Raw genomic sequence first — 24,833 nt, forward strand, 5'->3', positions numbered from 1 at the left:
CGTTTAGAAATTATAATTATAAGAGAGGGTCAATCCCTTGGTCGCAGGGATATATCGGCATACACCGCCAGAGCAGTTGAATCCAGCGCGAGTACGACCATATCCCAGTTGTAACCGGTGTGCCCCACCACTATAGGTCACGTAGCCTTGATAGTAATGTACATGCGTGTTGCCCGCATTATAAAGGTCGCTTACAGTAAACATCCAATGTGGTGCAAGCGACAACTCGCCTAATCCAAATACCCAATCACGATCTCCATCCTTTGAAGTAAGGTATTGCGCCTCTACACGCAAGGTCGTTTTAGGTGACAATTTCTGCTTGACATCAGCTATAAAGATATGTGAGTTCAACATTCCCCCATGCCCTTCGAGTAGCAATTGATTGTAACGTTGAATCATATACATCATATTTAGCTTCGTTCCTCGATATAGTCGTCTCTCCAACTGGACGTCTATGTCTTGATAATAAGTTGATGTCCCCCAAGCCCAGAAAGGGCTTCCGTAACCATCTGTCCCTATTTCATTTGTTCCTTTTCTACGTATTGAATGAACGTGTGAGAGGTTCATTTTGATGGTTGTACCATACTTTCCACCTATCCAAGAACCCTTTGGGAAGGTATAAGCTGCCGTTGCTTGGTAAGCCCACTCACCCTCTGGTCGTGTGGCATAGGGGTAGAGCGCAGCCAAGGTATAGGTATGCTCTATCGTAAAAGGCGGCAGATGATTGATAAAAGAGGAACTCCCTTCCATTGTTCTACGACTACGGAAGCCCATATTCGTACTGCGTTTTGCTTGCAGAAGCAGGCTTATTCCGCGCTTTGAATAGGAGCCAGAGAGCATTGCCACATAGCCATTACGATAGATATAACCATTATCATGCGAAGGATCCTGCGTCTTCATCGCCATTTCTGCTAATACATTGAAGCCGTGATGTTGCACTCGCAGGCGTAAATCGAACGCATTGACATAACGAGGAAGACGCAGCCGATGAGTTGGATCAACCATTATTACTTCGTCTTTCTCATACTTATTGAGGTAAGAAGCACCAAGGGTTATAAAGGTGTTATGCTGTTGGAGGGACTTAAACAACTCTTCAATGTTCCACTCAACATCTGCTCCTGTCATCCAACTCTTATTATGTCCCCAGTATCTCCGCTGTCTTCCTGACAACAACTTCACTGAAACTCCATCCCAAGGGCGCATATTTAGGCGTACACCTTGTAGTGAATTATCAATTCCAAGACTGCGATCTTCATAAGAACGAAGGATGAATCCCGATCCAAACTGCTCATAAAAGCTACCTAAAGTAAGCTCGGCATTCTTATAATTAGCCTTTAGATACGCATAAGGAACGCCCCACCCTTTAAAATCTTGTTCGTATCCTGGAAGCGGATGCTTGAGATATTCCAGTCGAGCACCAGCCTCAATATAACGATTCGAGAGCTTTAAATCAACGTAAGTATTGGTTAGAAAGCGTCCACCAGCAGCCTCCGCACCTATTACGCTATCCTTCTCTGCCAATAAAATATCGCTTTGAATGCTTCCGGAAAGGCGCAACTTATCAGAAACTTCCTGCGCATATAGGCAAGTACTACTCATCCCAACGAGTAGAACCATTAGTATTCTTCGTCTCATAAGATTATTTACCAGCCACTTCTTTTACCTTCTTATACAGCTCAAACTCAGCTCCGTCAGTATAGCCATTATGCTTATAAACGATCTTTCCGTTGCCATCAAGCAAGATAGTATAAGGTACGGATTGGATGCTTAAGGCTCTGCGAAGCTCCCCATTCGGGTCGAGTAGCACCTCATACCGCCAGCCATTTTGATCTACTAAAGGCTTCACCTTATTAATATTCTGCGCTTGATCAATGGAAACAGCAACGATGCGAACACCTGTTTCGCGCTGCCAATCATCATAAACCTCATCTATACTCTTGAGTTCGCGATCGCAAGGTTTGCACCAAGTTGCAAAGAATGCAACGATAAGAGGATTGCAGTTGTTAGCAATAGTGTCGGTTTGTACGGTCTTCCCTTCTATGTCTTTAAGAGTAACTTTGGGCAATCGCTCTTGTGCAGAAGCTACCCAACTTATCAACAACAAACAAAGGGACAAAAATAATTTATTCATCTCTTTTAGTTATAATTGGCTGCAAAAATACGAAAAAAAAGCGATACTACAAAGAAGAGGATTAGCTAACTCTAATAAGAGAGACGATTTGGAAGGAGTTTTTTAATACTACTCTCGATCATATCCAACAGCTATTAAGCTCCGATTCTATCCTCAAAAAGGTTCTTCATAATGATCGATTCTTGGTTTGAACTTGCTCCTTTTGCATATTCTTCCGCATCTATATCATTCAAAGAGACTTTGATGTTTGTAATAAAATACTACCGATTTCAGGGCTTATAACTGCGTTTTTCTGAAGAAGATGCGTACTTGTTCTCAAATAACGCAATTAGAGAGTAAAAAAGCTAAGTATTTTTAACCGCCTGATTAGCAGCATATTACATAAAACAAGGCATCGTTCTGAGCATAAATAAGCAACAAAATACATGAAAGGAAGGCTGTTTTTACTAAAAACGGAGGTACATTTTACCAAAAACGGAGGTACATTTCACTAAAAACGGAGGTACGTTTTACCAAAAACGGAGGTACGTTTTACCAAAAACGGAGGTACGTTTTACTAAAAACGGAGGTACGTTTTGCAAAAAAGCTAATATTGACTTCGATTTAAAGCTATAATGATTCTATTTGAAGCATAGCACAAGTACTCATAATGTAAAATACTTTCTTAGTATCTAATCGTTTGTTTTGGATTATCAACCATGACTTTTGAATGAAAGGAAACCTCCATATCGATAAAAACGAATGCTATAAAGTAGGGACAGACGCCCTCGTCTGTCCGCATAGAAAGTATAATTTGCAATGAAGAATAGGCGTTGGGGCGGACAGACGAGGGCGTCTGTCCCTACTGTGTGGTACTATATCCAACAGAATAAACTACTCTTTTACACGTCAACTTATCAACTCGTCAACTCTACCTAATCATAATTTTGAATTAGAAGAAGTACCCTCATTGATTGAAATGAATGCTTCACAGTAGGGACAGACGCCCTCGTCTGTCCGCATAGAAAGTATAATTTGCAATGAAGAATAGGCGTTGGGGCGGACAGACGAGGGCGTCTGTCCCTACTTTTGGCACTACATTCAACAGAATAAACTACTCTTTTACACGTCAACTTATCAACTCGTCAACTCTACCTAATCATAATTTTGAATTAGAAGAAGTACCCTCATTGATTGAAATGAATGCTTCACTGTAGGGACAGACGCCCTCGTCTGTCCGCATAGAAAGCGTAATTTGCAATAAAAAATAGGCGTTGGGGCGGACAGACGAGGGCGTCTGTCCCTACTTTGTGGCACGATATACAACAACGCTACCAACAGACTAACTCTCGCTAATGCGCATTATAGGGAAAGTATATCTCAGATATGCGTTTTACTTATTCGTAATGCGCTTTTTCTTAGCACCTTTCAGCCACATATAACCCAACAATAGGATGAATGCACCCAAGATAAATAACAATGGGATGCGATATTCTTGTGGATGAACCCAGAACTCTTTGAAGAAGTTGATGCGTCCGAGTATCTCTACTGGCGTCCAAAAGACGATCACTGTCGCCACAGCCATTCGAATGTTTGCACCCCAAGCGGCGATATGGAGCTGTCGACGGAACATAAAGAGTGAACCAATGAAACAGCTTATTCCGATGAGATAAGTTACTGGATGGTGGTCGCCAAGGAAGTTTTTATCATAACAGAACATTAACAACAGATAGAAAGCCCATAGTATCATGTTCAGTTCCATGAACGTGATTATAGACGTGTGGTGGGTCATTGGCTGCACAACTATCTTATTCTTATGCTTTCCGAAGAGTTTCTCTTGTATCCATGTGATGAAGTCGCAACCATTACGAGTACTAAAGATATACATCGTCATGACCATCATCCACAATCCAAAGGAGGCTGGCATAATAAGATATTCAGGCTTGGTAACAACTTTACCATGCTCTATCTCGGGTGGAACTCCATAACGGCGTGCATAATAGAGGAATAGGAACTCTACCCATCCCGTCCAAAACAATAAACCGCCAATAAGCCCCCATAAAGTTTGACGAGTATCTCCTTTGACAAAGACACCGACGATAACCATAATCAAGCCAACGAACCCCATTGTGAAACCAGCATAATGTACAGCCACTGGATCCATGAACTTCTCCATCAGTATCATTAGTGCATGACCTAACGGCATTGTGAATAGTACGAGGACAAAGGAGGCTATCGTGCGCCACCAATAAGTTTTCTTTTTCTCCATTATTATATATTAGAACTTAAATAGTTTATCCACATCAACAGACAAGCCAACCTGCAGGTTCATGCCATCTGTCAATGGGCAATTCAAATAGTAATACTCTGGTTTATAATTGAAGAGGTTATCCAAGGCAACACTCAACTTCACACTCTTGCTGAATCGTTGTACAACAGCGAGCTTAAAGAGCGCGTATGCAGGGTAATGAATGGTGCGGATTCCCTTCGAGATGTCGTAATAATCAACGAACTCTTGATTGTCTACTGATGATAAGAAGCGACCATCGAGACCAATATTCAGCCCATAGTTCTTCACAAACTGATGATCCCAATCAATATGCCCCGTCATTGCGTGCTTGCGAGCAGGGATGTATTGGTTATTCACCGAGTTATTGTTCTTATCCTTTGGTAGGTGCTCATTGGTATAAGCATAAGACAGACGTGCGGTAATACCATTCGACCATCTCGCTTGTGCCGTAGCCTCTCCTCCACTCACAGAGTAGTTTCCGAGGTTAAGATAAGGTAGATGAGGAATAAGGTCAGCAGCACTCTTATAGAAAGGAGCACCAGTAGCGAGTTTATCCTTAATCCTATTGTAGTAAGCCGTAAGAGTGTAGTTGTAATGTCCATGTGTATAGTCAGTAGACAGGGAGAAGTTATGACTTACCTCTGGTTTCAAGGCTGGATTCCCTTCTACAATCCATATTCCTGCCATGTCAAAGTTATAGTATTTCTCCTTTAACGTTGGTGATCTGAAGCCCATACCATAGCTAAGACGGAGATTAAGATTGTGTATTGGCTGGTAACGAAGGCTTATCTTTGGTGTCACGCGAGAGATATGTCCATCCGAGAAGTAGTCGTAACGCAATGCACCAACAGCCTCCCATTGCTTGTTAATGTTCCAGTCATATTGCGTAAAAGCATCAAAGGAATCTTGCTTGCGGGTGCGTCCTTCAAGGTTCACATTCAATAAGTAGTCGTGCATATAATCGGCACCCACGGATAGAACATCGCCTCCTTTGAGGTTGTGATTATAGAGTAATCGGAAGCTATTCTGCACGTTGGAGTAGTCGCGCACATCGATCTTTGCGATTCGTTGATAGTCCGACTTATCATATTGATCGAATGCGTATGTAAGCTCAAAGTTATCCGATTCGGTCGGAGTCCATACTCCTCTAAGTCCGCCAGAGAAGTCTCTATATCGTTCTGGTGTCTCTGTTGTACGTACAAGCTGGCGATAGAAGTAACCCGCCCTACCTGTTATTGAGAACTTATCAGTAGGTGTATAAGACAGTTGCTCCTTAATGTTCCAAGTTGCATCTCCATATATCGTGGACACGACACGAGTAATAGGATGGTCGCCATTCTGCACATTGTAGTTATCCGACTTGTTCCTATTTACGGTCAAGAGGTTGCTCCACTTCCCTTGTTTCAACTGCCACGACAAGCCGTAACGTTGCTCGTTATGCTTGCCAAAGCGCATATTCAGATTGAGAGAACACGGCTGCATCTTCTTCTTAGTGATAATATTGATAACTCCACCAGCCGCATTCGAGCCATAAAGAGCAGATGATGCTCCAACAATCTCAATGTGATCTACGTTGTCCATCAGTAGTCTTGTGAAGTCGACATCATCCATCGTCTCACCTGCAAGACGTTCACCATCAACAAGAATCAATACACTTTGTCCGCCAAATCCCGACACGTTCATGTGTACTTGTTGGTTCATTGCATAGGAAAACTCAACACCTGGCATTACCTGTTGCAATAGGTCGCGCAGATTAGTAGCATCGGTCTTTGCAATATCATCTGATGTAATGATTTTCGTCAAGACAGGTGTGTTTGCGAGTAGCTTTGGTGTACGCGTACCCGTGACAACAACCTGCTCTAACTCGTAAGACTTATAGATGGAGTCGTTCACCTCATCTGCCCATGACACCGAAGAAAGTGTAACGAGCAGAACTGATAATAGAATGGTTTTTCGTTTCATAACCTATTATATAAGGTCTCATTGCCCCTCTCATTGCCACACAATAGTATGGGAAAGGGCGGATGTATTGCTTAATAAGGATATTTGTAATTGATGGTCAACCAACATTTAGTTCCTCCCGTATTCATATAGTTCACCAACTGTAGGGCAGCATACTTCCCATTCTTCAATCGCAGGATGTACACATTGCTCTTCATTGTAAAGGCTGGCGGCATAGGGGGGATATCGAGTCGAAGCCATGAAGATAACACCTTATTAATAGTTATCCCTTGGCATCCTATCAAACTCAGGAGCATTTGCGACTGATCGAACCAGACCTCATTTTCGCTCCACTCATCCGTTTGGAAGTTTGCACCGAGGAAGTCTATGCTGCTCTTCGGAAGCTCACTCATCGACTTATAGTTGGTTTCCAACACTGCACCCCCATTTGTTCTCACATTGTTACGATGGAAGGCAAGACTCCATGAAGGCGGCTTTGGTTGTGCATCAGTAACTTTAAACGAACGCTTCTCATTGACGGCTATCCCCTTTCCGAATACATCGAACCAATAAGTATAGATTCCTGTCTGCCCGTTTGAGGTGCCAGTAGACAGGGAGGAAGGAATATGATAAGGTGTAAAATGGCTCTGTGCCTTCAGCAATCCGACGGTATCTTTTTTCTCAATATAAGCCTGTAACGAGTCAAAATCAACGTAATACCAGTCCTTCCAACTTGTGGCATCAACTAATAACTGCCCTTCCGTAATCGTTGGAGAAGCTGGCGCATCATCGTATATACCATCAAAAAGACCATTGCAGGCGGTCGCCGTCAACATGACGGCAACACCTGCAACCACATTATATATATGTCTACGGAGATTCATTGTGTCCCGTTTAAACTTATTGCTTAGCCCCAACAAAAGTGCCATAGATGGTCATTGGCATTGTTCCCATCTGATAGTTATTGCTGACCTTCAGCTTTCCATCAGCTTCTTTAGTGATTGTAACCTTGCAAACATCCTTATCAAAGGTGTACTCCTGATCCTTTGTAACATTACCAGATCCATCGATTACTTTAAAATGGAACTTGATATTGTCATCCTTATAAGCTTTCACAAAAGCCTTCTTAGTCGCATCATAAGGGATATTAGGGATAGTGTAAGTTCCTAAATAGAGGTTTCCCATCATTGTATTCTTATATGTTACCGCAGGAACTATCAAGTTGATGGTACCATCTTCATTGTCTGTTATCTGATAAGTAACCTCTTCTTCTGTAGAATAACTAAATACAATGGCTACCGAGATTTTGTCTGTTCCTTTGTAACTACCTACGAACTGGTCAGCTACTGACGCTGGTGCAAACTGTACACTCTGTATCTCATCAGCTCTAAAAGTTACCTTTGAGCCATCTGTCTTATTGATTACTACCTTCTGTGCCTGTACTGCCACAGCACTTAAAAGTGATACGATTACTAAAGTAAAGAACTTCTTCATTGATTGATAAATTTAAATGTCTTGGTTAATGATTTTACTATAAACACGCCCTTCTGACCATCGAAAGGAACCTCGGCGACGCCATTTTGATTCACAACAGCACTACCGACAAGCTGCCCATTGATGGTATAGACGCTCACACGAGTGCCCGCTTTCAGCCCCTCTCCTCGTACCGAGAAGTTGGTAAAAGAGAACACTGCATTAGACTGTTCAGCCCCAACTGTATTGATACCAGTAGGCTGATCGGTGAAAGTAAAGCTAAGGAAATCCGTTAAAGGATACTCTACGGTTTTGCTATCAGTCGTCAGAACAAGATGATCTGCCGTAAAGGTAACCGTTGGTTTGTCTTTGAGAGCAAAGGTCGTAGCCTTTCCGTCTTTGTCAGTTACTTTCACATAATTAGCCGCGGAAGCAGAGACTGCTCCCCACGTAGCCAACAATGCGATAGCAAGTGACCTGCATAAAGTTTTAATTCTCATGTTATTGACATTGTTAATATTAGTTTCTAACTGGTTGCAAAGTTAGCTTATATATGTCAACAACACAATACCAACATATTATGATTTTTGTTAGTTCGCTTTAAGTTAGCACCTGCCTTTGTTTCATCTCCAAGTACTTATTAATAACATCTACGCTGAGACGCTCTGGAGTCGTTAGTATGCTATAGATGCCATGCTGGTGCAGTGTAGACACAATGAGGCGTTTCTCGTATGTAAACTTCTCTGCAATGACATGCTGATAATACTCTTCTATGGATCGCTTAGGCGTTTGGATGTAATCATTCATCTCACTATCTTCAAAGAAGACTACGAGCACACGATGCCAACGACTTAGTAGTTTCAGATAAGAGAGTTGCCTGTTAAGAGCTGTCATACTTGAGAAGTTCGTATAGACAACGAACAGACTTCGCTTGCTAACTTGCTTTCGCACGTTGACACAAAGGTTACTGAAGTCGCTCTCTCCAAAGTCGGTTTCTTGCATATAAAGCGCATCCAACAATCGTTGCATTTGTCCCGTGCGGCGCGAGGGAGCTACGAATGTGTCCATCTTATCGGTGAATGTAATCAGACCAGCCTTATCGTCGCGGTGCATAACGACGTAAGAAAGCACCAAGGCGGCATTTATGCTATAATCTAATAAGGTCATTCCACGGAACGACTGTTGCATGACTCGTCCCTTATCAATGACGGAAAACACTTGTTGCGAACGTTCGTCACGATAGACATTCACCATGAGTTCATGCTTCCGAGCACTTGCTTTCCAGTTGATAGCACGATACTCATCGCCTTGCACATAATCTTTTATCTGTTCAAATTCGGTATTATTTCCGATACGTCGAATCCGCTTGATGCCCATCTCGGTAAGGTTATTGCTCATCGCAAGCAATTCGTATCGGTTCAACATCAGATAGGAAGGATAGACCTTCACGTCCTTTGCATTGCCCAAGCTATATCTGCGCTCCACAAGTCCTATGATGGTGCGTGCGAAACAACGAATCCGCCCAAAGGAATAAACTCCTCGCTTCACTGGAGTGAGCGTGTAACGAATTTCGTCCTCGCCCTTTGCAGCAAGCTGGAGAGCGTATTGTATGTCTCGACGTTGGAACACTTTAGGAGCCTCATCAATGACAGTGAGCCATACAGGGAAGGTGTATTCGCTTGCTAAACGGAGTTTTATCACATTCTCATCGCCGTTAGAAAACCTATCCGCACAGCTCCGTTCCGCTGTTATCGCACGCCGATGATAGAGCATGAAAGCATCTATAAGGAGGGTTAAGACGAAGACGAACAACAGAAACTTAGCCGCCGTGAAGAGGAAGGGATAGACATATCCCAACCCACAAAGCAGTGTCAAGCACGCAAAGATGATATAAAATCGCTTGGTAAGGAACATTTATTCTATCTATAAGAGGGTTATTTTGCTAAGGTGCGAAGCCTCCGCACCAATAGTGTGAGGTTGTGTAACCATTTGTGCGAAGCATTCGCACACATATAAGTCATTATATTTACTCATACGTATCAGCGTTCTGACCCGTATGGGTCAGCATTGTGACCCGTATAGGTCAACACTGCGAACCGTATGGGTGATTAGCCTTACACATAAAACAAGGCTCTCTCTATGTTGGGATCACTTAGGGACTTCCACCTTATCTATCAACTTCTGCGCTACTTTCAACGCTGTGTAGCCTTCCATTTCAGCCTCAGCGGTAAGGAGGAGACGGTGTTGAAGGATGTTAGGAGTAACGAATTTGATGTCTTCCGGCGTCACAAAGTCACGTCCGGAGAGCATGGCGTATGCCTTAGAAGCATTGAGCATCGCAACAGCAGCACGTGGACTGGCTCCGAGATAGACTGCCTTTGACATGCGTGTCTGCTGTACGATGGATGCAATATAGCGTAGGAGGCTATCTTCAATGTACACTTTTTGCAACTGCTGACGCATGTTTAGAAGCTCACGAACGCTTAATAAGGGTTGAATATCATCCAGTTTGACAAGCTTTCTATTCTCTTGATGATGCTGCAAGATGCTTACCTCTTCTTCAAGCGTGGGATAACTCATGCGAATCTTAAATAGGAAACGATCCAATTGAGCCTCTGGTAGACGGTAAGTTCCCTCTTGCTCCACTGGATTCTGCGTCGCTATGATCGTGTAAAGGTCGTTCATACGATGCGAAACACCATCGATTGTGACCTGTCTCTCCTCCATTACTTCGAAAAGAGCAGCCTGTGTCTTAGCTGGGGCACGGTTAATTTCGTCAACAAGTACCATCTCTGCAAACACAGGTCCTTGATGGAAATCGAACTCGGAGGTCTTCATATTGAACACCGTCGTGCCTAATACATCACTTGGCATTAGGTCTGGCGTAAACTGAATACGGCTGAAACGCGCGTCAATGAGGCGTGAGACTAATCGAGCTAACAGGGTTTTTGCCACTCCGGGGACGCCTTCAATCAGCACATGACCGTCTGCAAGGATGGCTGTTAACAGCAAGTCGACTGCCTCCTGCTGTCCAACAATCACATTGCCGATAGCCTTCTTTAATTGTGTAATCTTCTCACTGAAGTCCTGAAGATCAGTTCTCTCTGCTTTATTCTCTTCCATCTTGTTGGTGTATTGTTCGTTAGTTTTATTATTAATTAGTCCTTCCATAAAGATTAAAGGTTATTGATGATGGTGTCTAATCCGTCTATCGTCTCTTGCAATCGTCTATCGGGTAAGGTCGTATCTGCCTCTATGTAGCGTTTTACCTTATCCAGTATCATGCGCACTTCGGCTTCCGGCATACCTGTTCGGAGAGCTAATTGGGTTATATTCTCTCGTCTCGACTCTTCATCATCAACATCTATTAGCAGCTGCCGACGCACTGTCTCTGCAAAATAACTATACTTCTTCTGTAACAAGTCATGGTTCTCATGCTTCTGATAATAGAGTGTTCCGATGAGTTTCACAAACTCCAACGACTTGTTTTCGGGCTGTTTTACCACAGGGATCACCCTTTGGCGACGTCGAGCATAGAACACGCAGAACAACAGCAAACCTAACAATGTGAGATAGACACACCATCTGAGTGGCGCATTTTGCAGCCAGTAACGGAGCGGACTCTCCTTGTTTATCTCGTTCTTAGGCGCATACGCATCTGTACGTGTTACTGGTAAGCCACGGAATTGGGACATCGCACGGAATAAGAGTCCGTTTATCTCGGGGTCAAGTACGCCATAGTTGGTCCATAGGAGTGGGTCACATGAGAGGAACAACTCGCCCTTCCCCCACTTAATTCGTATGAGTCGTGCCTGCCAATAACCGCCTATCTTGTCAGCATACTCATCATCATCTACGTCGCAAGAAACGTCTGTTGTATCTACATCCCCATCAATAGAACGTTGGAAAGCACATAACAATGTATCACATTGGACACTCTCATTTACCTCAATCCCATAGCCTGACATTGATGTATAGACCTGATAAGTATGAGGCGTATAAGGCTTCACTGCATTCCAATAGAGGGTATCCATCGGGATTTGATAGTCTGATAACGACTTCTTCACCCACTGGGGAAGGAAGGTATCTCTACCTGATACCGCCACACCAAAGTTTATTTTCGAGGAGTCACAAACGAAGTCTGAGGTGACAATAAGCACTTTATTACCTGCTTTTAACAACCTACTCAACGCTCTCCTATCGGTTTCTGTTGGGTTAAATGCCAATGTTTGCACTAAAATAGCATGTGGTTTCTTGCCATATCCATCACGTTCTAACTGCGCAAAAGTCTTATTCGTCACATGATAACCAGCAGGGATTGACTTCTGCATAAGCGTGTCGAAGACTGCACAACCAAAGGGTTGACCATCGTAATGACCGAAAGTTGGTCTCCAAACAAACTTTGCCGGAGCATTAAACTCCATCACTAAGACAAAGAGGAGGAAAACCACTATACCTAATAAGAACTTCTTATTCATGCAAGCTGTCTCCTTTCTCAATCTCAACTTCTATATTGAGTAGCTCGTTGACAAGTTCTTCTGACGCCTCATAATTACCATATCTCACACGCATGAAAGCATTGGTCATACGCTGGAAGTCGGTCGACAAGAACTCACGTGTGTATTGCGTTGGTGTCTTATAAAGCTGCCAATTAATCTTATGATGGTCTGCCAGCCAACGAAGTGTGCGCAGATACACCATTCGTATAGCCTTATAATAATCCTTTTGAGCCATCGCCTTGGTATATTCTACATCAAAGTTGACACCGTAGATATTGTCTTCTTCAGCATCAATGATACTCACCTTACCTGTACGATGGAATAGCTTCGCACGGTAACGGTACATAAGAAAGGCAATAAAAGCCGCCACTGCAATGGCTAAACCTATATAGATATAGAATCGGACATCGCCTTTCCCATTCGGAGAGAATAGTGTCGATATCCACTTCATCAGCTTATTTACCAGCCAGTCCCATAAGTCAAGCTCTGGAGCTTGTAGCTCTTTCGCATAGTTATACGCCTCATCAACGCGGTATTGATGTAGTAAAGCTGTATCGCAAGAGAGCGTGTCGGACAGGGCTTGTAACATACTGAAGAGGTTTTACGAATTGTGTTATAGCTTATCAAAGTTGTTGATGTCGTTATCTTTCTCTGCCAGTTGATCAAAGTTCTGGATGCCTTCTTCAACTGAAACTCCATCTACTTCCTCTGCAACACTACCATAGTGGAAGGCAAGCGCAACGACAGTTAATGACATTGCTAAATATGTTCCAAAGTTCATGATAACCGAGAAGATGTATTCGATGAAGTTGTAGATTGGAGAATTAACAACCGATGTTGCTCCTTCATTCGTTGCAGAGATAAAGACCTTAGCAAGGTACATGAAGTACCAAGGTAACGTCGTTACCATCTGGAGGAAATTCCCCACAATACCCATAAGAAGCAGCAATCCAATCAAAGACCAGAAGGAATGAACACCTAATCTCCACCCACGACGAATGGAGCTAAAGACGTTCTCATCATCTTCGAATATATATACTGGCCATGAGAGATAGGCTGGGACAAAGGCAACTAACAGTCCGATAATGACCAAAAAGAATAGTCCAATACCAATAAGGACATTAGGGAATTGGTCATTCGAGGTCACTTCAAAGAAGATAAAAGCAAAGAGTCCAAGGATAATGGTGATGACCACCCATGCAACCGCAAACACTAAGCTTAAGAGGAAGGAGCGTTTCATACTCTGAATGATGAGTGGCTTGAGGTCACGCAAGGTCACCCCTTGCAAGCGAGTGGGGCTTCCATTATAATACCTTATCAATGAGAAGCAGATTGAAGAGAGTAAGATAGAACCGAGAACAAGGCAGACTATCAATATAAGATAGGACAGACCCGTATTCACTAATAGGTTTCCTAAAGCTCCATCTGAATCTGCATTATCAACAGCAACAGCCAAATTGTTATCTACAACAACAGAGCTTAACCACTCTAAAGCGAATGCCTGAAGCAGACAAAGGGGTAAGACAAGATAAAAACAAGCCTTTAACCATAGCTTATAGTTCTCTTTTAAGAAATCGAAAGTTGCTGTGAACTTCTGTCCAAAGGTACGTACTCTATACAAGTCAACCTTGGGTCTCTCTACTTGAATGCGCATGTTTATTACGTTTATAAGGTAAGTATATAAAATAAAAGATTACGAATACGAATGAAAGGAGAATGATGCTCAACCGCACATAGTTGTTGATTTCGGTGTGCCGAGTGATGAAGCTCTCTATAAAACCAGCCACTATGAAGAGCGGAACAGTACCTACAATGATCTTCATACCACGCTTTGCACCTCGTTGGAAGCTCACTAAGCGTGAGTAAGTGCCAGGGAATAGCCATCCATTACCCATTGCCAAGCCTGCAGCACCAGCCACCACGATGGATGAAAGTTCTAAGGTTCCATGCAACATAGTGGTTAGTAAGCATTCAGATAACAATCCGTGCTGATAGAAGAAGGTATCGAAACAACCCACCATAACACCATTTTGAAACAAGGAATAGCCTGGCATGAAGCTCGTCAGTACGCCCATAGCAAATATATAGAACGATACCATGATGTTATTAAGCGTTATTCCGATGAACATACCCCCCTCTTCTTCACTTCCATAAATGCCCATCGGCTTTCCTTGTGCTATGTTCTCGAGCGTCTGATCCATGTATCCATCACCGAGAATGAGCCTTGGGAAAGATTCATCTCCTAATGTTGAGACGACTCCAATGAGCACACTTATCATGAAGATAGCGAATGACAGGAATAGTAATCGGCGTTCTTTCCACATCACATCAGGTACCTCTTGTGTCCAAAAGGTGATCATTCGTTTCCATTTCTCACGCTTATTGCGATAGATCTCATTATGAAGTGCAGAGGAAAGGTTGTTTAGATAGATTGTAATTCGTGATGTTGGATAATGTGTTTGAGCAAAGGCAAGATCGGTTGTAAGGTCTGTGTAAGCATCTGCCAAGCGGTCAGGCATTACCGAGTTGATGTTATCCACCAACGCTTCTATTGCTTTCCACTTCTCGATGTTATTACGTATGAAAAGGATTTCCTTCATTATCTCTTTTATAGGTAATGGTGATTAATTCTACCAACTGCCCACAAAAGTAGAGTTTTTTTCCTATATTTGCAACTGAAATAACCAATTTGTTACGAAGAGAATGTCGGAATCCAACATCGTTACAGGGCAATATGTGCAAATCAACCAATCGCCAGCAAGCATTGGCGAACGCATGCTTGCACAGATGATTGACGCTTTTATCCTATTCGTTTACGCCTTTGGTATGGGGCTACTAATATATAATACAGACGACTATCTGAATAATAAACTACAATTATACTCGGCGTTCTTTGTTTTCTTGTCAGTGCTCTTCTATTCCTTTTATATGGAACTCTTCAACCATGGACAGAGCCTCGGAAAGATGATTACGCACATCCGTGTGGTGAAGAAAGACGGTACGACACCTGGTATTGGCGACTTCTTCATGCGCTGGTTATTGCAGTTTATTGACATAGGGTTCTCCTTCTTAGGTGTAGCTGTTATCCTTTTGACTAAGAACTCACAGCGTTTAGGCGACTTAGCAGCCCACACTATGGTGATAAAAATCAATGATTACCATAAGATCCAAGTCTCTCTTGACGAGTTCTCGTACCTTGATCGCAACTATAAACCCGTCTATCCACAGGCAGAAGACCTTTCGCTCAATCAGATAGAGGTCATTCAACGCACGCTCGATGCCGACTATGGACCTGATAGGGAGCGTCGAATTGCCACCTTAGCACCTAAAGTTCGGGAACACTTAGGCATCTCTGACACGAAAACGGGTAATGAGAAATTCCTTTATACCATTATCCGTGACTATCAACACTATAGTCTTGAGATGGTTTAAACACCTATTATAATAAGGTAAGAAACCGAATGATTCTTATATAGAATAGCGTTGGCTCTTAGAGACGAATAGAGATGAATACACCCATGAGAGCATCTATCAAAAGCAAGTTAATGGCAATCAGCACTGCAATAGCTTATCCGCCAATCCGTTTAAAACGCCAAGAAGTGGCAAAGGAAATGCGCGGGAAGTGGGCAATCGTTACGGGTGCATCCCACGGGATAGGGCGTGCTCTGACAGAGGAATTAATCTCTTTGGGAGCAAACATCTTTCTTCTTGCACGCAGTGAAGCGGAGTTACAAATGCTCTGTGCGAAGGCGAGGGAGCAAGGGCGTCATGCCGATTATTGTGCGATAGACCTCCGTGATAGGGAGCAACTCAACCGTCTCTGTCAAAAGCTACGCAAGGATATGCCACAAGTGGACTATCTTTTCTGCAATGCAGGCAAATCCATTCATCGCAATATCACACTGGCAATAGACCGATTGCACGATTATGACCGCACAATGGACCTCAATTATCGATCCTTTGTGGCGTTATCACTCGCATTGTTACCTGCCTTGCAAACAAATAAAGGGCATATCGTTTACTCATCCTCCGTAAGTTCTCTCTATCCAATGGCACCGGGTTGGTCGGCTTATCACGCCTCCAAAGTTGCTGCCAACGCATGGCTTGACACGGCAAGGATAGAGTTAAAGAAGTTAGGGGTGCGTGTTCATTTGGCTTACCTGCCCTTGGTTCACACACAGATGTCGGATGTCAATGAGCAATATAGGCATCTCCCAGCTTACAATCCAGCTGATGCTGCAAAAATTCTATTGCGCCTCTGCATAGGAAAGAAGTATTGTTACCAACCCTGGTGGGCTATTCTCTCTGTTCCCATTGCGCGTGTCATTGCTCCTGTTATCCGTCTTTTCTATCAGAAATTATGAAGAGCAAAACATTAAAAAACCTCTTTCTCATTCTTTATCGACTACATATTCTTTCGCCAAAAGGGTTATTCTACTGGGCAAAATACTTGCTTTCAGAAGGAATGAGTTTGATGGCTCTGCTCCGTTTCGCCGCTCACTTCTATCCAAATCGCTGTGCGGTAAAAGACGAGGAACAATCTCTAACATATCAAGAAACATACGAGAAGGCAAAAACACTGGCTCAACTGCTCTATACACAATACCAACTACACCCCAAGATGAACGTTGCTCTCTTAGGACGTAACAGCCTCATCCTGTCCTTACTGCTCCCTGCTCTCTCCCGAATAGGCGTTCATATCACTTTGTTGAACACTGACATGCCACAAGATCAGCTTTTAGAATATCTGAGAAAACGTCATTATCAACTCTTCATATATGATAAAGAACTGATAGAAGAGCCTCAACTATTAGCATGCAAAGCCATAATAACAGAGGAACTCCACCACCTTATTATATATAGAGACCATCACGAAGAAAAACAAAAGCTCCCTCGTATGCGCCGCGGAAGGAACATTATCATTCATACGGGCGGTTCGAGTGGTAATTACAAGGCTGTGGCTCGGCGTCCAGCGATCACCTCTTTCCTACCACCCCTCATCGCTCTGCTCCACAAAATAGGGATTGATCAATATGACAGTGTGCTCATCTCTTTACCTTTCTATCATGGTTTCGGTCTTGCCACACTCATTGTTTCACTCTTAATGGGTAAGAAGATCTGTCTACAAAGGCATTTCCTCGTGCAAGAAACACTATCAATTATACAGAACGAACGCATTGAAGTAATGCCCATCGTACCAGCTATGCTTTCAAGACTATGGCTGGTAGAAGGAGCAAAAAGCCAAATGGAAAGCCTAAAATGCCTCATCTGTGGGGGAGACAGACTTCCAAAGCAGCTCATCGAAACTACTCATCAACAACTGGGGGATGTTCTTTACAATCTCTATGGCACTTCTGAAGCGGGCTTCTTCTTACTTGCTACTCCGCAAGACCTTGCTGCTTTCGACGAAACAACGCTTGGGAAAGCAATATGGGGAGTAAGATGTAAGATTAAGGAAGCGAACGAGGAGCATGTGGGTGAACTATGGGTGCATTCGAGTTGGGCTATGGCTGGACGCAAGAACCAATGGCAAAGCACAGGAGACTTGGTCTTTCAGAATCTCGATGGGTACTATTTTCATCGAGGTAGAACCGATCGAATGGTGGTATGTGGCGGTGAGAACGTCCACCCAGAACACATAGAACAGGTGCTACTTGCCCACCCTTCCATCATTGCAGTACGTGTCTTTGCTGTCTCACATCCACTCTTTGGCAATGTGATACAGGCTGAAGTTGAATGTTCCCCAGCCTCATCCATGACAGAGAAAGAGCTTCTCGCATGGCTCAAACCCCAACTCTCACGTGCTGAAATGCCACATGGTATAACCTTCCAAAACATCGGAATGCTTTCAACTGGTAAACAGAAAAGACAGAAAATATAATATCGTAATAATAAGAAAACAAAGACAAGATGATGAAACTAAAAGACTTTGATATAGTACAAGACGAGTTGTTAGGTAAAAAAGGTACTCCCGAACGAGATAAATTTGAGAAAGATGTAGCTGAAGCTGTGCAGGCTTATAGGCATGAAAAGGCTATCAAGATGGCAAAGAAGATATAGTCTCAAATGTAAGAAGTGCTCTTCTCGTATCAAGGAGGGCGTTTCTTTAATGTGAAGAGAGCCTTTCCTCACATCAAGGAAACGCCCTCTTTAAATGGAGAGGAGCATCTCTTTAAGTTAAGCTAAGATTTCCCATGCCTCTATGAAAGGTGGGAGTATCTCCTTATAACATCTTTAAAGTAGGGACAGACGCCCTCGTCTGTCCGCACAAATAGAATATTGAGACAACAAGGAAGATGTCATTACAACATATAGTACAAGACGAGTTATTAGGCAAAAAAGGCACTCCCGAACGAGATAAATTTGAGAAAGATGTAGCTGAAGCTGTGCAGGCTTATAGGCATGAAAAGGCTATCAAGATGGCAAAGAAGATATAGTCTCAAATGTAAGAAGTGCTCTTCTCGCATCAAAGAGGGCGTTTCCTTGATGTGAAGAGAGCCTTTCCTCACATCAAGGAAACGCCCTCTTTAAATGGAGAAGAGCATCTCTTTAATTTAAACTAAGATTTCCCATACCTTTATGAAAGGTGGGAGTATCTCCTTATAACATCTTTAAAGTAGGGACAGACGCCCTCGTCTGTCCGCACAAATAGAATATTGAGACAACAAGGAAGATGTCATTACAACAATATGTCCTTAATCATTCTGTCTTAAAATCACGTTGTTTTGCGGACAGACGAGGGCGTCTGTCCCTACTTGTTGCTATGTCTTCCATCTTTAGAGGGGGCTGGGTGGAGTTTCAGGAAGCACCACCACACCCTCTTGTCGTTTACCATCCATCATGATCTTAAGTGGCTTTTGGAAACGAACATGGCGTACCCATTGCGTTTCCTCAACAGCTGGAAGAGCATCAAGAACGCTCCGTTGATAGAAACCATCAGCCTTATAAGGATTGATAGTGAAATAACCTACACCAAAGGAAGTAAGGTTTTGGAAGAAATGAGAGCCTTGGCTCGGGTCAACACGATAATGTTCTAATCCTTCTTCAACGATGATTCGAGCTGCAGAAATATGCGACCACTTCACTGGAATACCCAACCATGGATCACTCGAACCCCATCGGCCGGGACCAATAAGGATGTAGTTAAGGTGCTGATCAAGGAACTTCTGGTTGATTCGCTCAATATCATTAGCGATTAAAGGATTATCTTTCGCCGTGAAAGAAGCCCCCGTCTTGACATAAACAACATCCTTCACGTCATCCGATATACCATGTCCAAGGGAGTTATTACTACGTAAGAGACACTGTTCATCAGGTATAGAAGAGAGGTTCTCATCTAATCGTTGCTTTGAATCAACAATAGGTCTGATCTGAAGAAGATACAATTCTCCTGTCTTATCAGCATTTAGATTGACTGCAAACTCTATCTCCACAGGGCGTCGCATGGCGTCAGCTCCATAACGCATAGCCATCTGTAACAACTCTGGTAATGGGAAAACTCCCTGTTGAAGAACGCCACAGCAGGATATAATCTTCCGTCCTTCATAAAGCCCCTCATAGATGGTTTCGTCATCAATCGAATAAGTAGAAGCAATATAAAGGAGGCTTCCGTCAGCCTCAGCATCCTTGAGATTGAGTTTGAGGATATTAAACCCATCATCCACTTTAAAGTCTTCCCCCACATGCTGCATATCGAGCGCATAGAATTGAGTTTGGGTCTCTCTGAGGGCTAACTTCAGTTCACTTAGCTGTAACACTTGGTGTGGATGATACGGACAAACACGCAGAGTTTGACCGCCATCAACGATATATTTGCCTAAACCTAAGGCTAAAGAGGCGATTCCCTCTTCGGCTTTCTCATCACCAATAGGATAATAGTTTAGGGAACGGAGAACGCCCGAAAGATTAGGATAGAATCGATTGTCATATTGCTTACCTACCACTTGCTGCAAGATAACCGCCATCTTCTCTTGATCGATGACATTACTTGTTGCGGTCATATAGGCTTTAGAGTCTCGATAATAAACAGAGGCATATACCGCCTTAATAGCGCATGCCAACATACGTAACATTTCGTATTTATCCTCTAAATAAGGTATCATATAAGTGGAATAAATACCTGCGAATGGTTGGTAATGGCTATCTTCCAACAACGAACTGGATCGAACAGCAATAGGCGAACGAGTCGCTTCGAAGAAGGCGAAGAAGTCGCCTATAAACTCATCAGGGAGTTGTGCCTGAAGGAAAGCATGGAGTATTTCGTCATCGTTGGCATCGCTTAGTGCAATTTGATAAAGGTTGTTTCTCTCCATGAAACTATCGAAGACATCCGTACAGAGAACGACAGTCTTGGGTATTTGAACCTTTGCATTCGGAAACTGGTTGAAGTCTGGATGACGCTTGATAACATTATCCAAGAAAGCTAAACCGCGCCCCTTGCCTCCTAACGAGCCATCACCAATACGTGCAAAGTGAGCATATTGGTCGAATTTATGCCGATCGAAGAGAGCGACAACACCTTCATTTCGCATGCGCCGATAGGCTACTATGGCATCAAAGATAATCTTTCGGTGCATATCAACATCTTGTAACTTATGCCAAGTGATGTCTTTTAAGAAGGAGGAAACGGGGAATATGGCACGAGCAGACAGCCAACGACTCACATGATTACGTGAGATATGATAGAGCATGGAGTCTTTTGGTATCTTAAAGATGTTGTCTTGTAAGTCTTTTAGGTTACGGATGCGCATGATCTCAGCACGTGTTTCGGGATTACGGAAGATGAAGTCACCAAAACCCATGTGCTCTTCAAGGAGATGACGGAGGTCAACACTCATCTTCTTAGAGTTCTTATCAACAAAGCGGAAGCCTTCGTTTTCTGCTTTCTCACGGTTATCACTCTCTGAACTCTCTATGATTAAGGGTAGATACTCATCCTCTTGATGAATGGCACGGAGCAACTTTAGTCCGGCTTCAGAGTCTTTGATGGTATGAATTGGCTGTCCCATGGTTGATTGTATTCCCTCTTCTCCATCACTAAGAGGGAATCGCATGTCGGAAATAACACCTAAGCAATTATCCTTATAACGCTGATAAACACCCCAGGCTTCCTTATAATTGCGGGCAAGAACAACCTTCGGGCGACCACGTTGACGCAAGGAAGCATCGTGCCGAGTCAACGCCTCGGTAGCAAAGTTTTGACTTTGAGTAAGGATATAACTATATAAGTTAGGTAGAATAGACGAATAGAAACGGATGGAATCTTCGACAAGTAAAATCATCTGAACGCCTACTTCACGAATATCATGCTCTATGTTCATCTTGTCTTCCATTAACTTAATGATGGAAAGAATTAGGTTTGTATTACCTAACCAACAGAACACATAATCAAAGATACTTAGGTCTTCATGTTCTATTCGCTTCGTTATACCATGAGAGAAAGGCGTGAGAACAACGCAATGGATGTCCGAGAACTCTGCTTTCACAGCTCTTGCCACATCGAAAGCATCATTATCTGCATTGCCAGGCATACATATTACAAGGTCAATATCTACTGTATTCAACACTCGAGAAGCCTCTTCAATGGTCGAAACTTGCGTAAACGTAGGCGGATAACGCAACCCCAGCTCCATATACTCATTATAGATCTTCTCTTCAACACGCCCATCATCCTCTAACATAAACGCATCGTAGGGGTTAGCCACAATCAGAACGTTGTAGATACGACGCATCATTAGGTTGACGAAACTTACATCTTTTAGGTAAAAGTTGCTCCACTGCACTGGTAGTTGCTCTTTCATCGACTGGAAACTTAATTTTCTACAAAAATACGAAATAAACACAAGCCATCCTATCTTTTAGTTACTTAATTGATATATTTTATATTACTTTGCACGCTCGACATGCCTTTGACTTCCCCACGGGGATGTCAAAAAGAAAGGAGCAAACAAAAGTTTTTCGATTTTCATTTGGTCGTTTGATAGAATTTGGATATATTTGCTGCACCATTCTAACCGAATGATACTAACTAACATAAACAAATAAAGTCAATTTACTATGGAAGTCGAAAAAATCATGCAAGCACTGGAACAGAAGCATCCAGGCGAGTCAGAGTATCTACAGGCAGTACGTGAAGTGCTCGTCTCAGTACAGGATGTTTACAACCAGCACCCAGAGTTTGAACGTGCAAGCATCATCGAGCGTATCGTTGAGCCTGAGCGTATCATCACATTCCGCGTACCTTGGGTAGATGATCAAGGTAAAGTGCAAGTGAACTTGGGTTATCGTGTTCAATTCAATGGTGCTATTGGACCTTATAAGGGTGGTCTGCGTTTCCACGCATCAGTAAACCTTAGCATCTTGAAGTTCCTCGGTTTCGAGCAAACATTTAAGAATGCGCTCACCACATTACCTATGGGTGGTGGCAAAGGAGGTTCTGACTTCTCTCCACGAGGAAAGAGTGATGCCGAAATCATGCGCTTCTGCCAAGCTTTCATGAATGAGTTATATCGTCACATCGGCCCTGATGAGGATGTACCAGCTGGTGACATCGGTGTTGGTGGACGTGAGATTGGTTATCTCTTTGGGCAGTATCGTAAGTTAACCCACCAATTCCAAGGTATGCTCACAGGTAAGGGCAGAGAATGGGGTGGCTCTATCTTACGTCCAGAAGCAACTGGTTATGGTGCGCTCTATTTTGTTCATCAAATGATGGAAACACACGGACTTGACATCAAGGGTAAGACCGTTGCTCTTTCTGGATTTGGTAATGTGGCTTGGGGTGCCGCTAAGAAGGCAACAGAACTCGGCGCAAAGGTTATCACATTGAGTGGTCCTGATGGTTACGTCTACGATCCAGATGGCATTAGTGGTGATAAGATTGAATACATGCTCGAGCTTCGCAACAGCGGTAACGATGTTTGTGAGCCATATGCAGAGAAGTATCCTGGAGCACAATTCTTCAAAGGTCGCAAGCCTTGGGAACAGAAGGCAGACATCTATTTGCCATGTGCTACACAGAACGAGCTAAATGGTGAAGACGCTGATAAGATCTTAGCTTATAAGCCATTGTGTGTTGCTGAAGTTTCAAACATGGGTTGTACTGCTGAAGCTGCTGATAAGTTCACAGAAGCTAAACAGCTCTTTGCTCCTGGCAAGGCTGTTAATGCAGGTGGTGTGGCTACATCAGGTCTCGAGATGTCACAGAACTCTCTCCGCCTCTCATGGAGTCCAGAAGAGGTTGATCAGAAGCTCCACTACATCATGAGCTCTATCCATGAGCAGTGTGTGAAGTATGGTAAGCAAGCTGATGGTCACATTGACTATATTAAGGGCGCAAATATTGCAGGCTTTATGAAAGTAGCGAAAGCTATGCTTGCACAGGGCGTTGTATAAACAAAACCAGTTATTCCTCCCCCTCTATTTCATCTTTATAGATGGGAGGGGGATACAAACTACTAAGAGAAGGCTGGTTTATTAATTGATTATTTATGAATAGATTCAGACTTTTCTTAGTAGTTCTTTTATCACTACTAAGTAGTATTAAACTGACAGCACAATCTTCGCTGCCAGATGGCAAAGCATCTTATTATAGTAACGGACTACATGGTCGCAGGATGAGTAATGGCGAACGCTATGATAAGAATGCCTTTACTTGTGCACATCGAACCCTTCCTTTTGGAACAAGATTAAAGGTAACAAACCCAAGGAATGGTAGGTCTGTAATTGTAAGAGTTACTGACCGCGGTCCTTTCGTTCGTGGTCGAATTGTAGACTTATCCTATGCAGCTGCCCGTGAACTAGGAACTTTGGCTATGGGCGTGGCTTATGTTAAGGTAGAAGTTGTACCCAAAGAAACTGAAATACCATTCATGAAAGAGTCTAAAGGTATTGAGATGCCAGAAATAGAATATGGTACTGCGGGTGTTTGTTACGAGTTTATACCTGAATGGGAAAAGCAAGAAGAGGATAAGCCAAAGGATATTGAACGTAAAGTTGATACGCGAATGGATCGTAAACACATCACACAACAGGTGAAAAACGAAAAGTCGCAAAGTGCAGAAGCACGTAAAAACGTTCAAACTTCAACGAATCGTTCTTCGACACAAGAAGCAAAGTCAAAGGGAGGGAATCCTACCACTCGCACGACACAATCATCAAATAATCAACAGCAGACGATACAGCAGAGGAAACCTAATGCACAACAAAATAAGCAGAACACACAAAACCAGAATACAAAGAATGGCTCTAGCAGTAGCTGGACAAACTTCTTTAAACGTATCAAAGATGGGGTAACAGGACTGTTTGAATAAGTATTAGATTCTAAAAGAATTGATTTTTTCTTATTCCAAAGAGGCAAATACAGTAAAACAATAGAGACAGACACCTTCACCTATCCGCTTCATATTGCTAAAGGATTGATAAAAGTCAACTGGGATAGACACTATCGCGCCTACCCCAGTACCTGTCGTTTCAAAGCTAATTATCAGGTGTTAGTCAAATATCACAATATATATATTCA

21 protein-coding genes are annotated in these 24,833 nt (G+C 43.0%); 7 read left to right on the forward strand and 14 right to left on the reverse strand.

Annotation, left to right across the window (positions count from 1 at the left end):
- Nucleotides 1–3 precede the first annotated feature (3 nt).
- From J5A55_RS06610 to J5A55_RS06670, 13 genes are all read right to left on the reverse strand, one after another.
- Entirely contained in the window at nucleotides 4–1,635 is a 1,632-nt protein-coding gene (locus J5A55_RS06610) for a DUF6029 family protein (RefSeq protein ID WP_039851461.1), read from the reverse strand.
- 4 nt (nucleotides 1,636–1,639) lie between these two features.
- Nucleotides 1,640–2,131 (reverse strand): TlpA family protein disulfide reductase, encoded by a 492-nt coding sequence (locus J5A55_RS06615; RefSeq protein ID WP_004383865.1) that lies wholly within the window; start codon nucleotides 2,129–2,131, stop codon nucleotides 1,640–1,642.
- A gap of 1,372 nt (nucleotides 2,132–3,503) precedes the next feature.
- Nucleotides 3,504–4,379 (reverse strand): hypothetical protein, encoded by an 876-nt coding sequence (locus J5A55_RS06620; protein ID WP_004383868.1) that lies wholly within the window; start codon nucleotides 4,377–4,379, stop codon nucleotides 3,504–3,506.
- 9 nt (nucleotides 4,380–4,388) lie between these two features.
- The gene (locus J5A55_RS06625) at nucleotides 4,389–6,362 is read right to left on the reverse strand and encodes a TonB-dependent receptor plug domain-containing protein (RefSeq protein ID WP_004383869.1); all 1,974 of its coding nucleotides are present in this window, start codon (nucleotides 6,360–6,362) and stop codon (nucleotides 4,389–4,391) included.
- 71 nt (nucleotides 6,363–6,433) lie between these two features.
- Nucleotides 6,434–7,225: an HmuY family protein gene (locus J5A55_RS06630; protein WP_039851462.1), complete on the reverse strand. Its 792-nt coding sequence runs from the start codon at nucleotides 7,223–7,225 to the stop codon at nucleotides 6,434–6,436.
- Nucleotides 7,226–7,241: 16 nt separating this feature from the next.
- Nucleotides 7,242–7,835 carry a calycin-like domain-containing protein gene (locus J5A55_RS06635; protein WP_004383871.1) on the reverse strand — a complete coding sequence of 198 codons (594 nt, stop codon included), beginning with the start codon at nucleotides 7,833–7,835 and terminating at the stop codon, nucleotides 7,242–7,244.
- Nucleotides 7,832–8,314: a hypothetical protein gene (locus J5A55_RS06640; protein WP_004383872.1), complete on the reverse strand. Its 483-nt coding sequence runs from the start codon at nucleotides 8,312–8,314 to the stop codon at nucleotides 7,832–7,834. Before J5A55_RS06640 ends, J5A55_RS06635 begins: the two co-directional genes overlap by 4 nt.
- A 100-nt stretch (nucleotides 8,315–8,414) precedes the next feature.
- On the reverse strand, nucleotides 8,415–9,728 hold the full coding sequence (locus J5A55_RS06645) for a DUF58 domain-containing protein (RefSeq protein ID WP_004383873.1): 1,314 nt from the start codon (nucleotides 9,726–9,728) through the stop codon (nucleotides 8,415–8,417).
- 234 nt (nucleotides 9,729–9,962) lie between these two features.
- The gene (locus J5A55_RS06650) at nucleotides 9,963–10,937 is read right to left on the reverse strand and encodes an AAA family ATPase (protein WP_039851477.1); all 975 of its coding nucleotides are present in this window, start codon (nucleotides 10,935–10,937) and stop codon (nucleotides 9,963–9,965) included.
- A gap of 53 nt (nucleotides 10,938–10,990) precedes the next feature.
- Nucleotides 10,991–12,292: a DUF4350 domain-containing protein gene (locus J5A55_RS06655; protein ID WP_004383875.1), complete on the reverse strand. Its 1,302-nt coding sequence runs from the start codon at nucleotides 12,290–12,292 to the stop codon at nucleotides 10,991–10,993.
- Nucleotides 12,285–12,902: a DUF4129 domain-containing protein gene (locus tag J5A55_RS06660; protein ID WP_004383876.1), complete on the reverse strand. Its 618-nt coding sequence runs from the start codon at nucleotides 12,900–12,902 to the stop codon at nucleotides 12,285–12,287. Before J5A55_RS06660 ends, J5A55_RS06655 begins: the two co-directional genes overlap by 8 nt.
- Before the next feature lie 24 nt (nucleotides 12,903–12,926).
- Nucleotides 12,927–13,967, reverse strand: a complete 1,041-nt coding sequence (locus tag J5A55_RS06665) for a hypothetical protein (protein WP_004383877.1) — start codon at nucleotides 13,965–13,967, stop codon at nucleotides 12,927–12,929.
- Nucleotides 13,936–14,913 carry a stage II sporulation protein M gene (locus J5A55_RS06670; RefSeq protein WP_004383878.1) on the reverse strand — a complete coding sequence of 326 codons (978 nt, stop codon included), beginning with the start codon at nucleotides 14,911–14,913 and terminating at the stop codon, nucleotides 13,936–13,938. Before J5A55_RS06670 ends, J5A55_RS06665 begins: the two co-directional genes overlap by 32 nt.
- Before the next feature lie 103 nt (nucleotides 14,914–15,016).
- Between J5A55_RS06670 and J5A55_RS06675 the strand changes: the two genes are divergently transcribed.
- From J5A55_RS06675 to J5A55_RS06695, 5 genes are all read left to right on the forward strand, one after another.
- Complete coding sequence (locus J5A55_RS06675) at nucleotides 15,017–15,745, forward strand: RDD family protein (RefSeq protein ID WP_004383879.1); 729 nt, start codon at nucleotides 15,017–15,019, stop codon at nucleotides 15,743–15,745.
- A gap of 113 nt (nucleotides 15,746–15,858) precedes the next feature.
- On the forward strand, nucleotides 15,859–16,677 hold the full coding sequence (locus tag J5A55_RS06680) for an SDR family NAD(P)-dependent oxidoreductase (RefSeq protein ID WP_039851479.1): 819 nt from the start codon (nucleotides 15,859–15,861) through the stop codon (nucleotides 16,675–16,677).
- A complete protein-coding gene (locus J5A55_RS06685) occupies nucleotides 16,674–18,194 on the forward strand; it encodes a class I adenylate-forming enzyme family protein (protein ID WP_004383881.1) in 1,521 nt (506 codons plus the stop codon). The genes J5A55_RS06680 and J5A55_RS06685 overlap by 4 nt, the downstream gene beginning before the upstream one ends.
- Before the next feature lie 29 nt (nucleotides 18,195–18,223).
- A complete protein-coding gene (locus J5A55_RS06690) occupies nucleotides 18,224–18,373 on the forward strand; it encodes a hypothetical protein (protein ID WP_004383882.1) in 150 nt (49 codons plus the stop codon).
- 236 nt (nucleotides 18,374–18,609) lie between these two features.
- A complete protein-coding gene (locus J5A55_RS06695; RefSeq protein ID WP_004383883.1) occupies nucleotides 18,610–18,750 on the forward strand; it encodes a hypothetical protein in 141 nt (46 codons plus the stop codon).
- Between the two features lie 339 nt (nucleotides 18,751–19,089).
- Here J5A55_RS06695 and J5A55_RS06700 read toward each other — a convergent pair whose 3' ends face one another.
- Nucleotides 19,090–22,113 (reverse strand): PEP/pyruvate-binding domain-containing protein, encoded by a 3,024-nt coding sequence (locus tag J5A55_RS06700; protein WP_004383884.1) that lies wholly within the window; start codon nucleotides 22,111–22,113, stop codon nucleotides 19,090–19,092.
- Between the two features lie 256 nt (nucleotides 22,114–22,369).
- Between J5A55_RS06700 and gdhA the strand changes: the two genes are divergently transcribed.
- Both gdhA and J5A55_RS06710 read left to right on the forward strand, forming a co-directional pair.
- Entirely contained in the window at nucleotides 22,370–23,707 is a 1,338-nt protein-coding gene (gdhA, locus tag J5A55_RS06705; protein WP_004383885.1) for an NADP-specific glutamate dehydrogenase, read from the forward strand.
- A gap of 95 nt (nucleotides 23,708–23,802) precedes the next feature.
- Nucleotides 23,803–24,624 (forward strand): septal ring lytic transglycosylase RlpA family protein, encoded by an 822-nt coding sequence (locus J5A55_RS06710; RefSeq protein ID WP_004383886.1) that lies wholly within the window; start codon nucleotides 23,803–23,805, stop codon nucleotides 24,622–24,624.
- The last annotated feature ends 209 nt before the right edge of the window (nucleotides 24,625–24,833 follow it).

It is taken from the genome of Prevotella veroralis (assembly GCF_018127765.1).
Lineage (GTDB): Bacteria > Bacteroidota > Bacteroidia > Bacteroidales > Bacteroidaceae > Prevotella > Prevotella veroralis.